Source organism: Anaerobacillus sp. ABD4_527 (genome assembly GCF_056160805.1).
Genome location: NZ_JBSWXZ010000001.1, coordinates 2,178,625 through 2,194,112, shown reverse-complemented (window position 1 = coordinate 2,194,112; position 15,488 = coordinate 2,178,625). Strand labels below are relative to the sequence as shown.

6 protein-coding genes are annotated in these 15,488 nt (G+C 44.6%); all 6 read left to right on the top strand.

All coding sequences use genetic code 11. From position 1 onward, the window contains the following. The first annotated feature begins 67 nt into the window (after positions 1–67). The 6 genes from ACXAHI_RS11220 (at position 68) to ACXAHI_RS11195 (ending at position 15,380) form a co-directional block, all read left to right on the top strand. Positions 68–835: an SDR family oxidoreductase gene (locus ACXAHI_RS11220; protein WP_474847796.1), complete on the top strand. Its 768-nt coding sequence runs from the start codon at positions 68–70 to the stop codon at positions 833–835. 49 nt (positions 836–884) lie between these two features. Beyond that, positions 885–1,271, top strand: a complete 387-nt coding sequence (gloA2, locus tag ACXAHI_RS11215) for an SMU1112c/YaeR family gloxylase I-like metalloprotein (protein ID WP_474847794.1) — start codon at positions 885–887, stop codon at positions 1,269–1,271. Positions 1,272–1,441: 170 nt separating this feature from the next. Continuing rightward, entirely contained in the window at positions 1,442–6,967 is a 5,526-nt protein-coding gene (locus ACXAHI_RS11210; RefSeq protein ID WP_474847792.1) for an alpha amylase N-terminal ig-like domain-containing protein, read from the top strand. A 723-nt stretch (positions 6,968–7,690) separates the two neighbouring features. Further along, the gene (locus ACXAHI_RS11205; RefSeq protein WP_474847790.1) at positions 7,691–8,548 is read left to right on the top strand and encodes a DNA-processing protein DprA; all 858 of its coding nucleotides are present in this window, start codon (positions 7,691–7,693) and stop codon (positions 8,546–8,548) included. A gap of 339 nt (positions 8,549–8,887) precedes the next feature. Further along, positions 8,888–12,847 carry a cell wall-binding repeat-containing protein gene (locus ACXAHI_RS11200; RefSeq protein ID WP_474847788.1) on the top strand — a complete coding sequence of 1,320 codons (3,960 nt, stop codon included), beginning with the start codon at positions 8,888–8,890 and terminating at the stop codon, positions 12,845–12,847. A gap of 88 nt (positions 12,848–12,935) precedes the next feature. Then, complete coding sequence (locus tag ACXAHI_RS11195) at positions 12,936–15,380, top strand: cell wall-binding repeat-containing protein (RefSeq protein WP_474847786.1); 2,445 nt, start codon at positions 12,936–12,938, stop codon at positions 15,378–15,380. Positions 15,381–15,488 lie beyond the last annotated feature (108 nt).

Genomic DNA, 15,488 nt, shown 5'->3' with positions numbered 1-15,488 from the left:
GCTAGCGATGTTTTTAGACTGACCCACCAAAAGAATGGGTATAGAAGGAAGACGAGGAGGGATATTCATGAAGAAAATCGCGGTGATTACAGGTGGCGGATCTGGTATTGGAGCAGCAGCTGCAAAGCGGTTTGCAAAGGAAGGCATCACAGTCTGTTTGTTTGATGTAGAAGAAAGTCGTGCAGAAGAAGTAAAAGAGGAGATTATCTCACTAGGCGGAGAGGCGTTCGCTTATGAAGTCGATGTGTCTGATGAAGACCAGGTTGTCAGTAAGCTTCAAGAAGTGAGCGAAAAAACGGGTGCGATCGATTATCTCTTTAACAATGCTGGAATTAACGGGACGCTTCAACCGATTGAAGAAATGAGTGTAGACAATTGGGATCAAACGATTCAAACGAACTTGAGAAGTACGTTTCTCATGGTGAAGCATACCGTTCCATATATGAAGAAGTACGGAGGGAGCATGGTCATCACAAGTTCGATCAATGGAAATCGAACGTTCTCGAACTTCGGGATGTCTGCATACAGCACATCGAAGGCAGGACAGGTTGCGTTTATGAAGATGGCTGCGCTCGAACTAGCGAACGATAACATAAGAGTGAACGCGATTTGTCCTGGAGCGATTGAAACCAATATGGATGAAAATACGGATCAAAAGGAAAGTGTTAAAGAAATTGAAATACCTGTAGAGTATCCAGAAGGAAACCACCCGTTAGAAGAAAAAGCAGGAAAGCCTGAACAAGTCGCTGATGTCGTTTATTTTCTCATTTCGGATGCATCGAGTCATGTGACGGGAACAGCGATGTACGTTGATGGAGCGGAGTCACTTCTGTAGCTTGACGTAAGAACGAACCGTCGCTAAGTTAGTATAGAGGTGATCGAAGATGTTTACAAAAGTACACCATGTTGCCATCATATGTTCAGATTATCAACGCTCGAAAGATTTTTATGTGAATGTACTGGGATTAAAGGTAATAGAAGAAACGTACCGGAACGAAAGAGAGTCATACAAACTTGATCTAGCGGTTGGAGAACATACGCGAATTGAACTGTTCTCCTTCAATACCGCTCCTGAGCGTCCAAGCTATCCTGAAGCGCGCGGACTTCGACATATCGCTTTTGAAGTGGATGACATCGAGTTGGCTGTAAAGCAGCTTAGAAGGAAAGGTGTCACTAGCGTTGAAGGAATTAGAGTGGACGAGTTAACAGGGAAGCGGTTCACCTTTTTTCAAGATCCAGACGAATTACCTATCGAAATGTATGAAAATTAGCACATTTCTCCAAAAGGAGTTGATTAGCTGCCAAACCTGTGGCATCATAAGTTTGAAAGCGTTTGCTAATTTAGTGAGATGGTTTTTGTGCAACTTTGCGCAAACGATTTCGCTAACGTTATTGTGCAAACGGTTTCACAAACTGGATTTTAATCTAAAGGGGGATATCGATGAAACGGCGTAATCGAAAACGGCTTTCTTTGTCGCTAGCAATCGTACTCGTGTTGCAGTTGCTGGCAGGAGCAATGCCGGGTGTCGAAGCTGCAACGCTTACGAGTCCGGTAATTGAAGGATCGAGCGCAACGTTCAACTATCAGGGAGACGGTAGCAAGACGTCTGTCAAAGTCGCTGGTGATTTTACAGATTGGGAAAAAGGCGCTCTTGAGATGACGAAAGGTGATGGAGATGTCTGGAGCCTTAAAGTCGATGATCTATCGAACGGAATGCACCAGTACAAGTTTATCGTCGATGGTGAATGGGTGAAGGATCCTCTCAATTCTAATGGAGGAGAGAACAGTGAATTTCAAATCGGCGATGCTGATGCGAAACGTACCGTTACGCTAGTCGGCGATCTCCAAGATGAGTTAGGTGCAGAAGCGGATTGGAAGCCTGATGCATCTGAAACGATCATGGAAGACAAAGGGAATGGATTCTATGAATTTACGGCAGAGCTCCCTGCTGGTAAGTATGAATACAAGATTGCGATCAATCAATCTTGGGGGGAGAGCTATGGGAAAGATGGAGGGAACATTCCGCTAGAGCTTTCTGAAGCATCGAAAGTAACGTTCTATTACCATGATGGTACGCATGCAGTAGCAGATTCCACTTTCTACAGTAAGATTTCCGAAGATAAGCAACCGAGATTAGTAGGTTCTATCCAGCCTGCGATCGATGCTGGAGATGAGTGGAGTCCGAAAACATCGACTGCGTTATTCACCGATGATAATTTCGATAACATTTACACATACACTGCAGATGTTCCAAAAGGAAACTATGAATACAAAGTTGTGTTAGGAAACGACTGGGGCGAAGAGTATCCGGGGGATAACGTTTCGCTAAACGTTATTGCTGATGCAACGATCACGTTCCAATTTAACGCTGAAACGAAAAATGTTAGTTCTGATTATAGCCCTGAGGGTTCTGATGGAGCGATCAACAAAGAAAAACTTCTACATAACTCCTGGGAAGAAGCATACCGAGCTCCGTTTGGTGCTGTAAAAGAAGGCGAAACTGTTACGCTTCGTCTTTCAGCCAAAAAAGATGATTTAACAAAAGCAGAATTGTATATTAAGAATCAGAATACGGGTACAAGTAAGCTTGTTCCGATGGAAAAAGCGGCGACTTCTGACGGAGTGGACTTTTTTGAGGCAGACGTGAAGCCAGAAGTCAAAGGTCTTTATGGCTACAAGTTTATTGTACGTGATGGTGCAGCAAAAGCTGAGTATGGTGAAGATACACAGCAGGGATCCAAAGGAAAAGCGACCGATGGGAACGCAGAACTGTATCAATTAACTGTGTTCGATCCTGGCTTCAAAACGCCTGATTGGATGAAGGAAGCAGTCGTTTATCAAATTTTCCCTGACCGTTTTTATAACGGAAATGAGAAGAACGATGATGCAAAGAAATATGCACGTGGTGATGAGCCGATCGAACATAAAGAATGGGATGAGCTTCCTGATAATCCGAGGTTAGCTGATCGTTCTGGATATGAAGGAGATGGTATCTGGAGCAATGATTTCTTTGGCGGTGACGTGAAAGGAATTCATGAGAAGCTAGATTACATCGAATCGTTAGGTGTTAATACGATTTACCTCAATCCAATCGCAGAAGCTGCATCGAACCATAAATACGATGCAACGGATTGGAAAGATATCGACCCATTGTTCGGTACACCTGAAGAATTTGAGGCATTTACAAAAGAGCTTGAGAAGCGCGACATGCATCTGATTATGGACGGGGTGTTTAACCACGTAGGTGATGATTCGATCTATTTTGATCGTTACGGAAAATATGACGTTGTTGGCGCATACGAGTATTGGTCTCTAATCTATGATCTTATGAATGATAAGGGACTGTATGAAGAAGAAGCGAAAAAAGAAGCACGTAAACAGCTTGAAGAAGAAGGCCAGACATTCAACGATGAGTATGGTTTTCATAATTGGTTTAACATCAAGAATGAAATCGTGACGGATGAGAACGGTAACGAACGCTACGATTATCAGGCGTGGTGGGGCTATGACTCGCTTCCTGAAATTAAGAGCATCGAGGGCGATGCCGTCGATTATGCGAGTGAACTTAACAACCAGAAATTCTCGGATTACATTATGTATGACGACGATTCAGCAGCGAAAAGCTGGATCACAAACGGTGCATCTGGGTGGAGACTCGATGTAGCGAACGAAGTGGATATGGAGTTCTGGCGTGAATTCCGCGATGAGCTGAAATCAGACAGTATTGCAGGCGCGGGTGCAACGCTTAAAGAAGGAGAAGAACCATTGATTCTCGGAGAAATCTGGGATGATGCGTCTAAGTATTTTCTTGGAGATCAGTATGATTCGGTTATGAACTATCGTTTTGAAGGAGCGATTTTAGACTTCTTGAAAAATGGTAACGCTGCGAGTGCAGATGAGAAGCTGAAGGCTGTGCAGGAGGACTATCCTGATGAAGCGTTCCGTGCCCTTATGAACTTAATGGGATCTCATGACACGCCTCGTGCTGTTTATATCCTAGGTGGTGGAACAGACACGTATGAGCGTGCTGAATTCGATCCGAACTATAATCATGAGCTTGGGGTAAAGCGACTTAAGCTAGCGGCAGTGCTTCAGATGGGGTACCCAGGCGCTCCGACGATCTACTATGGTGATGAAGCGGGAGTAACAGGATCTAAAGACCCTGACGATCGCCGCACGTATCCATGGGGTGAAGAAAACGAAGCGTTAGTGAAGCACTACCAAAGTGCTGGTGAGGTAAGATCAGAGAATGCCGATCTGCTCGCATATGGAGATTTAAGAACGTTACATGCTGATGGCGATGTATATGTTTATGCCCGTACGAATGCAGACGGTGCAGCAGTGATCGCGGTGAATCGCGGAAACGATAACAAAACAGTCGAGTTAGACGTAGAAGGTATCGTAAAGAACACGATTTCGTTCACCGACGGCCTTGCGAAGGACTACAGTACAGCTGTAAAAAGCGGCAAGATGAGCGTGACTGTACCTGCGATGACAGGACGCATGCTGATCGCTGATAGCGGCCAGAATTTCGAGCTTCCAACACCAGTAAGTGAACTTAATGCGAAAGCTTTAGAAGGAAGTGTAGAGCTAAGCTGGACGGGTGACGCAGCGCAGTACAAAGTCTATCGATCTACTTTACAAGGTGCGATGTATGAAGAAGTAGAGACGACAGATAAAACATCGATCATTATCGATGGATTAACAAACGGTCAGTCGTACTACTTTGCTGTGACGGCAATAGATGGTGAAGGAAATGAATCACCTTTAACTGAAACAACGAAAGCAGCAGTTCCGCACTATGAGTGGAAAGATGGAAGCTATGATCTGACAGATGTTAATAAAATCGAAGACGGTGTGCTCGACCTTTCCAACACATTTAAGATCGAAGCAGGAGTGAAAATTGACGGCGCGACTGAATCAGGTTTAGCTCAAGGCTTGACGGCGAAGTTACAGGTCAAGCAAGACGGCGAATGGACTGATTCAAAAGCGACCTATAAAGGACAAGGTGGGGACGGAAACGCTTATAACGTATTCACGGCTGACTTCCGCCCGATTGAAACTGGAACATATCAATATCGCCTTGCATTTTCAACAGATCGTGGTGAAACGTGGAAAACGACAAACGTAAAAGAAGTGACGTTGTCGCAAAACCAGGATGATACAAAAGCGCCTGCTGAGTCAGTTACGCTTGAAGAACCGCTAAAAGAGTCTGGGCAAGTCACGTTGAACTGGAGCCTCAGTGGTGCGGACGACCCTTATCTTTTTACAATTGAAAGAGATGGTAACATCATCGAGAGACTGGATGATGCAGAAAAAGTAAGTTACACAGATTTTGCAGTTGAGAATGGTAAAACGTATGAGTATAAAGTAGTGGCATACGATCGTTCAGGAAACAAAACCGTTTCGAATGCCGTAACAATCACGCCAGACATCGTGATGGTCGATGTCACGTTCAAAGTTCATGCACCGGATTACACGCCGCTAAGCGCGAAGGTTACGATGCCTGGCAGTGAGAACGGATGGAGCACGAGTGCATGGGAAATGTCACGTAACGGCGCGGTTACACCTGACTGGGAACTTACCAAAACATTCCCTGAAGGCACGATCTTAACGTACAAGTACGCGAAAGGTGAATCGTGGGATCAAGAAGGTCTAGCGGATCATACACGTTCTGATAAGACGGACGACGACGTTAGTTACTATGGTTATGGTGCCATCGGGACGGATTTAAGCATCACTGTCACTAATCAAGGTGGCAACAAGATGGTCGTTGAAGATGAAATTCTTCGATGGATCGACATGCCGGTCGTTGTTGATGCACCAGAAAACGGTGCAGAAGTAGAAGGTGACACCGTCATGTTCAAAGGAAATGCCATCAAAGAAGGCGTTCTAACGATTAATGGTGAAAATGTAAAAGTGAATGACGATATGTCGTTCAGCCATGAAGTGAAACTTGAAAATGGTGAAAACAACATCCCAATCACGATCGAGCCATCGGAAGAGAACAAGTCTGATATCTTTAACAATGATGGTGGCGCGATCGCGAAGAACACGAAAGAATACACGTGGACGGTTACATCGGGTGGCGGGGAGCCTGCAGAGCCAGACCGTTTGTTCGGAAAAGACCGCTACGCAACAGCGGTTGAGATCTCAAAGAAAGGATGGGATCAAGCAGATACGGTTGTTTTAGCTAACGGAACCGACTTCGCAGATGCGCTTGCAGGTGGTCCGTATGCTTACAAACTAGATGCGCCGATTTTATTAACTGGAAAAGATCGCTTAACAAACGTTGTAAAAGAAGAAATCAAACGCTTGAAAGCTAAGAAAGTCATCATTCTTGGTGGGAAAGGTGCGGTATCCGATTACGTTGCATACGAACTTCGAGGTCTTAATGTGAAAGTAGACCGCATTAGCGGAAAGGATCGCTTTGAAACTGCAGCAAATATTTCAGCCCGAATGGGAGCAGCTGATCAAGCTGTTGTTGTGAATGGTCTAGATTTCCCAGATGCATTGTCTGCAGCGTCGTATGCAGCAGAACAAGGGAACTCGATCCTGTTCACATTAAAAGACAAAGTACCATCAGCTACAGAAAAAGCGCTGGATTCTATGAAGACTTCAATTGTAGTTGGAGGTTCTGGGGTAGTGGGCGAAAGCGTTCTTTCTAAACTGCCTGAACCGAAACGTGTATCTGGTAAAGATCGTTTTGGTACAGCAGCTGCAGTAGCAACTGAATTGAATCCATCACAGCATGTGTTTATCGCAACAGGAATGGATTTTGCAGATGCACTAGCTGGATCGGTACTAGCGGCAAAACAAGATGCAGCGATGCTCCTGGTTCAACCTACCAAACTACCACAATCTACTGAGAAAGCAATTAAAGATTTGGAAGCAAATGAGTTTACAATACTAGGGGGAACAGGCGCAGTAAGTGAAGAAGTCGTTAGGAAAATGATAGAACAGTAAATAGGTTATCGAGGGGGTCAGATGCGCATCTGACCCTCTTTCCTTTTCTTTTTTAAAATATTTCCAAATATTTTAAAATTTTACTATTCCCAAATTATAGAAAGTGATATACTACAACTATCGACCACGCAATAGTATAAAATCCCCATCTTCCTCTTTTAGAACAGCAATACGAATGACTCGATTTCTAGGAGGCGAAGGATCATATCGTTTGCCAAGGGAATCGAAAATTATCAGTCTACCGAGTGGAAGGATTCTCAAAGTTCTAGAAAAAGCTTTTACCGCTTTCCGTTACACGCATACTGCCTCATGACGAACCATGTGCAACTCTCCATCGAAACCTTCGATTACCCACCAGGTGAAATCATGAAAGTCATCAACGCCAGCTATTCCAATTAGAAATATGGCTAAGGACACGTATTTCAAACCCGATACACATCTGAGCTGCTTGACTCCCTTTTGAATGGAAACCACCTAAGTTAATTATTACACCTGTATCCAGCCATGAGATGGTTTTCCATCCATTGCCTGGAGGCGTTATGGTGCCTATCTTTCATACATAAAGGATTTGCTCGTAGATTCCGCATACATATTCTCCTAGAAAAGTAGCAAAAACCATAGTTAGAACCCAGGGGTCATAAATCTATCGGCTTTGAAATTGTAGTCCCTAAAACACGTTCTCAAAGATGTAGTTAAAAATCCATAAAGAAAGAGAAGACAAGAATGGAGCATTGGATTTGGCTTTGTTCAATCCCACATGTCGGTCCTGTTTCTCAAAAGAAACTACTGACCGCATTTAGGACTCCTGAGCGAATCTATGAAGCTTCTTCTTTAGAGCTGCAAAAAGTGAAAGGAATTACTCAGCGTGTCCGAGAAGCTGTTTTGGAAGCTCGGTCACTCGAAGATTGTAAGCGTATTCTTGAACGTGCTCAAAAAGAAGAGATCTGGCTTTTGCCCCGGGATGACCCCCTTTATCCGTCGTATGCTAAAGATTTACCGGAGTCACCAGCAGTATTGTATTATAAAGGCCTTATACGTTCATTCACTCCTTCTGTAGCAATAGTAGGTTCTAGAAATTGTACAGAGGAAGGAAGACGGGCTGCCGAAGAACTTTCGTACACACTTTCTAATAGAAATATTCCTGTGATCAGCGGACTAGCGAAAGGAATCGATCGAGCTGCACACGTTGGCTGCCTCGTAAATCGTGGTGTACCGATCGCCTTCCTTGCAAGTGGGGTCGATCATTGCTATCCGAAAGAGCACCGCTCGCTCTACGAAGCGATTATTGAAAAAGGAGCCGTGATTTCCCAGTACGCACCTGGAACACGTCCAACCCCAAAGCAATTTATACAGCGAAATGCGCTGATCAGTGCGTGGTCGAGTCACGTAGTTGTCATTGAAGCTGGCGTGAAAAGTGGTGCACTGTCCACCGCCCGCTTTGCACGAAAGCACAATCGAAGAATTTTCATGCTTCCGCGTAGTGATGCGCTATCTGAACAGATACCAGGCTGTTCGATAGAGGATGGGTATGAACCTTATCCAGGAGTTTCAGCCTTTGAAGCGGTGTTGAACGAACTCTAGCATCACTACGTTACTTGCTTATACCCAACCTCTATAAACCCTTTACCCTTCAGTACCTCCGCAGTGATCCCTCTAGGATCTTCAAGCCCATCTCCCTACAAGAGCATGGTGGCTAGTAGCCATCAGGGTTGATGAGAAAGAGAAGAAGATAAACCTTCCCCTAGACCACTAGATCGAGCCATCGACCTAGTGGTTTCTTTTTGTTTAAGGTCAGGTCCCTTCTCGCCTCCCTCAACAAACAATTTACATGGAAATTACAGATTTTTCTTGGATTTTATTGTATACTGCAAGAGGCGGATAATTTTCGCCATAATCTGACTAATTCCGGGGGGATATAAGTTGAAAAGGAAGCCTTCGAGTCACACGATTAGCTTCTTGCTGATCTTTTCGATGATTTTGAGCTTTTTTGCTGCTCCTGTTTCTCAGTATGCATCAGCTGCTGAAGAGACGTTTCAGAATGTTATCATTTCTGAATACATAGAGGGCACGTCAAACAACAAGGCACTCGAGCTTTACAACGGAACAGGTAGTTCAGTTAATCTATCAGACTATACATTAGAAGTATATTTTAATGAGAAGTCTGATGCTGGTGAGACCTTAACATTAGAAGGCACACTAGAGGACGGAGAAGTATACGTCATTGCTAATAATTCTGCTAACCAAGCTATCTTAGATCAAGCTGACAAAACACATGGTTTAGCTAAATTCAACGGCAATGATGCGATTACGCTAAAAAAGAACGGCACGATTGTCGATTCATTTGGTCAAATCGCAAATGGCACTGATTACGCGAAAGACGTTACTCTCGTTCGTAACGACTCCATTAAATCGGGCGATACGAACCCGAACGACGCATTCGATGCATCATCAGAATGGACGTCCCACGCGACAGATACAACGACATATCTCGGTTCTCACCTTTCAGACGGTGGAACAGACCCTGAACCTGTCGAGCTTTCATCGATCGCTGATGCACGCTCAAAAGCAGTTGGTTCAGCAGTGAAAGTAAAAGGAGTAGCAACAGCTTCCTTTATCGCTGGTAGCAGTACAAACCTATACATCCAAGACAATACAGCTGGAATCATTGTACGTGCTGAAGGAATCAAAGCAAACCCAGGTGATGAAGTCACTGTAGAGGGCAGCCTGAGTGATTTTAAAGGTATGGCACAGATCAGCACATCTTCTTCAAATATCACAATTACGACGCAAAATGCAGGTATTCCACAACCACAACTAATCCAATCTAGTAATCTAACAGCCGAAAACGGTGAAGTCGTTGAAGGAGAATTCGTTGAACTTAAAAATGTTACGATCGAATCAGACGCAGGATATGGCGAGTTTAATGCAACTGATTCTGTTGGCGAATTCAAAATCGATAACCCTAATGCAGACAACCTTGAGATAGGAAAAACCTACGAGATTCTTCGTGGTGTCATCAACTACGACTTTGGTGAATACAAGCTCGTTTTCCGTAGCTCATCAGACATCATTGAAAACGCTTTCTCTGTTGTGGCTAGCCCTGGAGCTGGTTCAGTAACAGAAGGAACGAAGGTAACGCTTGAAACGGCAACTGAAGGAGCAAAAATCCATTACACAATGGATGGTTCAACTCCAACAGAACAAAGCACTGAATATACAGCACCGATCACACTTACAAAAGATATAACGATTAAAGCGATCGCTTCTAAAGACGGGAGAACAAGCGAAGTCGCAACGTTCAGCTACACGGTATTAAAGCCAGCAGACAAATTGAACATTCATGATATCCAAGGTGCTGGACATGAATCTCCTTATAAGGACAAGCCAGTATCACAGGTACAAGGAATCGTAACAGCGAAAGCTGGTGCGAACGGCTTCTACATGCAGAGTGAAACGCCTGACGAAAACATCGCAACATCAGAAGGAATCTTTGTTTATAGCAAAGGTAATTCTGTAAAAGTTGGCGATAAAGTATCCGTTGACGGTAAAGTCTCCGAGTGGAGAGAAGGCGGATATGACGATGCAAAAGATCTTTTAACAACCCAAATCTCAGCATCAAACGTCACTGTTGTTTCATCTGATCAAGAGGTACCTGCTCCGATCGTAATCGGAACAGACCGCACGCCGCCAACAGAAAACATTGAAGATGACGGCATGACAACATTTGATCCGGAAACAGACGGATTAGATTTTTATGAAAGTCTCGAAGGAATGCTGATCGAGATTCCTGATGCAACGATTTCTGGACCAAAGAAATATGACGAAGTTCCTGTTTTCGTAAATACAAGCGACGATCAACTGCGTACGCGCGCTGACGGGCTTTTAATCTCACCAGAAGATTACAATCCTGAACGCATGCTGATCGATGTTGATGGAATCGACGTTACTGTAAAAACGGGAGATATGTTCGATGGTTCTATCCTTGGTAACGTTAGCTATGACTATAGCAACTTCAAAATTCGTCCGACGGGTACATTCCCATCCGTGATCGACGGTGGAGTTGAAAGAGAAACGACTGAAATCGATGTTTCAGATGAGAAGCTTACGGTAGCAACATACAACATCGAAAACTTCCGTGCTCCTCAAACAGAAAAAGCAGAAAAAATTGCAGAGTCGATCGTTTCAAACATGAAAACACCGGACATCATCGGCCTTGTTGAGGTACAAGATAACAACGGTCCGACTGACGATGGCACGACAGATGCAAGTGAATCTTACAAAGCGCTGATCAAAGCGATCGAAACAGCTGGCGGCCCAACGTATGAATTCGCTGATATCGCACCACTTGATAAAACGGACGGCGGGCAGCCAGGAGGAAACATCCGCGTAGGATTCATCTACAATCCTGATCGCGTTGATTTCTCAGACAAGCCTGCTGGAGATGCAACGACTGCTGTTGGTGTCGACAAAGATGGCCTTACGCATAACCCTGGCCGTATCGATCCAACGAACGAAGCGTTCGATGATTCTCGTAAAGCACTCGCTGGAGAATTTACATTCAACGGTGAAAAGGTAATCGTCATCGCTAATCACTTTAATTCTAAAGGTGGAGATGGCGGACTATTCGGTAGCGAACACCCTGTCGTTCTTGGAAGTGAAGTTCAGCGTATGAAACAAGCAACTGTTATCAATGACTTCGTTAACAGTGCGGTCGATACGATGGAAGATGCGAATGTAATCGTATTAGGCGACTTGAACGACTTTGAGTTCTCTGATCCGATCAACACGCTTGAAGGCGATGTACTAACGAATATGATGGAGAAACTTTCTCCTGAACAGCGTTACACGTACATCTATCAAGGAAACTCTCAAGTTCTCGACCATATTCTCGTAACAAACAATCTAGCAAAACATACGGCGATCGACAGCATTAACATCAATTCAGACTTTAGTGAAGCTGATGGCCGTGCGAGTGATCATGATCCAGTTTTAGCTCAGATCCAATTTGGTAAAAAAGTTGAGCGTACGAGTGGAAAAGACCGCTACAAAACAGCGATTGAAGTTTCAAAAGAAGGTTGGGAGCAGGCAGATACAGTTGTGATCGCTCGCGGTGACACGTATCCGGATGCTCTTGCAGGTGCACCACTCGCTTATAAGTATGATGCTCCGATCCTCTTGAATCCTGAGAACAAACTGAATGCATACGTACGTGCTGAGCTTGATCGTCTATCACCTGAAAAAGTTATTATTCTTGGCGGAACAGGCGCGATTTCAAATTACGTAGAATACCAGATTGAAGGTCTTGGTATGAAAGCAGAACGTATCTCAGGGAAAGACCGTTTTGAAACAGCTGCTAACATTGCAGCACGTCTTGACGGTAACCCAGCAAAAGCTGTCATCGCTGATGGCTACAACTACCCAGATGCGCTAGCTGTTGCTTCATATGCAGCGAAGCAAGGCTATCCAATTTTACTATCTGGTAAAAACAAACTGCCTAAAGCTACGAAAACAGCTCTTCGTTACATCGATGAAACGATCGTTGTCGGCGGAACAGGTGCAATCGGTGAGGACGTATTTAACGAGCTTCCTAAACCAAAGCGCTATAGCGGAAGTGACCGCTACGCGACTGCAGCAACGATTGCGACTGATCTTGTCGGATCAACGAATAAAGCATTCATCACGACTGGAAGCGAATTTGCGGATGCACTAACTGGATCTGTACTCGCTGCAAAAGAAGATGCAGTGATGCTTCTCGTTCAACAAAATAAAGTGCCAAAAGCGACACAGACTGCGATCGATGAACTCGACATTATGAACTTCCGCATTCTTGGTGGAACTGGTGCTGTAAGTGAAGACGTCATGAATCAACTGAATAAGTAATTGGAGCGGGGGTACGAGCTGAGAGCAGTGCCCCGCCCAACTAGCAATCTATCATACTTAATAAAAGGAAAAGGAAGTGTCTTACCATATGAACATGAAGAAGCCATTTATCGCAGTACTATCGTCTGCTGCCCTTGCGATGGGAATCGCAGCTGCTGCACCAGCAACACCTTCTGAAGCGGCTACAGGGAATTTTGACTTAACGATCATGCACACGAACGACACGCACGCTCACCTTGAAAACGCTCCAAAACGTTTGACTGCGATCAAAGACATTCGTGCAAATCGCGAGAACTCGATCCTAGTAGATGGTGGAGATGTATTTTCTGGTACGCTTTTCTTCAATAAATACAAAGGACTTGCTGACGTTCAGTTCATGAACATGATGGAGTACGATGCAATGGTTCCTGGTAACCATGAATTCGATGAAGGACCTAAAACGTTCTCTGAGTTCGTTAAAAAGACTCAGTTTCCAATCGTAAGCTCAAACATCGATTACAGTCAGAATGAAGACCTTAACCCTCTTTATAAAAATGAAGTTGGTACACCTGGAGACGGCGGTACGATCTACCCGGCTGTTATCCTCGATGTGAACGGTGAAAAGGTCGGCGTATTCGGTCTAACAACTGAATCAACACCTGAGCTTTCTGGTCCTGGAGATACGCTAACGTTCGAAGATCATCAGGAGCACGCTGCAGAAATGGTGAAGATGTTTGAAGAAAAAGGCATCAACAAGATTGTCGCTCTTACTCACCTTGGAAAAAACACTGAAGTCGATCTTGCTGAAGCAGTTGAAGGGATCGACGTTATCGTTGGTGGACACAGTCACACTGAGCTTCCGGAGGGCATTGTGGTGAATGAAGACGAAGAGCCAACAGTGGTAGTACAAGCATTTGAATACGGCAAATACCTTGGTGACCTTCAAGTAAGCTTCGATGCGAACGGTGTCCTTACTGACTGGGACGAAAACCTCATACGCGTTGATTACAAAGGGACGATGGAACCAGATCCTGAAGCTCAGAAGCTTTATGAAGAGCTGAAGAAACCTCTAGAAGAAATTGAAAAAGAAGTCGTTGGTCACACAGACGTATTCCTTGATGGCGAGCGTGATACCGTACGTGCTGGTGAAACGAACCTTGGAAACTTGATCACAGACGCAATGCTTTCAAAAGCAGAAGAATTTGGTGCGACGATCGCAATTCAAAACGGTGGCGGTATCCGCGCTTCCATCGATGAAGGACCGATCACGATGGGTGAAGTACTAACAACGATGCCATTCGGTAACAACCTTGTAACGCTTGACTTGACTGGACAAGAAATCATCGATTCTCTTGAGCACGGTGTGAGCGGTATTCAGGATGGAGAAGGACGTTTCCCTCAAGTTTCTGGAATCATGTACTCGTACGATGAAGAAGCAGAGATAGGTAAACGTATCCTAGATGTAAATGTGAAAACTGAAAAAGGCTACGAAGACATCGATCCAAAAGCAACGTACACAGTTGCGACAAACTCCTTCATCGCCACTGGTGGAGATGGCTACACGGTAATGGGTCAAGCAGCTGAAGAAGGTCGTATGGATGAGCTCTTCTTCGTTGACTACGAACTGTTTGTTGAGTACATCGACGGTAAAACGATCGAAATGGGTCAAGAAGCAAGAATCGTTGAAGAAGAAGCAACACGTCTTTCTGGTGAAGACCGTTATGACACGGCGATAGAAGTTTCTAAAGCTGGCTGGGAAAGTGCAGACACTGTTGTTCTAGCTCGTGGCGATGCATTCCCTGACGCACTTGCTGGTGCTCCACTTGCATATGAACTAGATGCTCCAATCTTGCTTACTGGTAAGGATTCTCTTAACAAAAAGGTTAAAGAAGAAATCAAGCGTCTTGGTGCGAAGGATGTTGTGATTCTAGGAGGAAATGGCGCAGTAAGTGAGTATGTAGAATATCAAGTTGAAGGTCTAGGAATCGACGTTGAGCGAATCAGCGGAAAAGACCGTTTCGATACGGCTGCAAACATCGCTGCACGTCTTGGCGGCTCACCTGAACAAGCAATTGTAGCGAATGGTATGAACTTCCCAGATGCACTTTCGATCGCATCTTACGCGGCTCGTAACGGCTATCCGATCTTACTTTCTGAAGACGATAAGCTTCCTAACGTAACGAAGCGTGCTCTTACGAACGTTGATATGTCGATCGTTGCAGGTGGAACTGGTGTGATTAGTGAAGAAGTAGAAGGGATGCTTCCAAAAGCAACTCGTTATGCTGGGAAAGACCGTTTCAGCACAGCTGCAACGATTGCGACTGATCTAAATCCTTCAGCTCGCGTATTCGTAGCAACTGGCATGGACTTTGCAGATGCGCTATCAGGCTCTGTGCTTGCAGCGAAGCAAAATGCATCGATCCTTCTCGTTCAACCGAACAAGCTTCCTGAAGCGACTGAACAAGCAATCGCTGATCTAGAAGCTTACGATTTCACAGTAACTGGTGGAACTGGTGCGGTGAGTGACGACGTATTTAATAAGCTTTCAAAATAAAGAAATACTAAAGGGAGTGCTACGGCGCTTCCTTTATTTTTATTTCTTGCAGGACTTTTGGATGAGGTAGCAAATAGTATAAACGACGTTCTTTATAGTGCATACGAT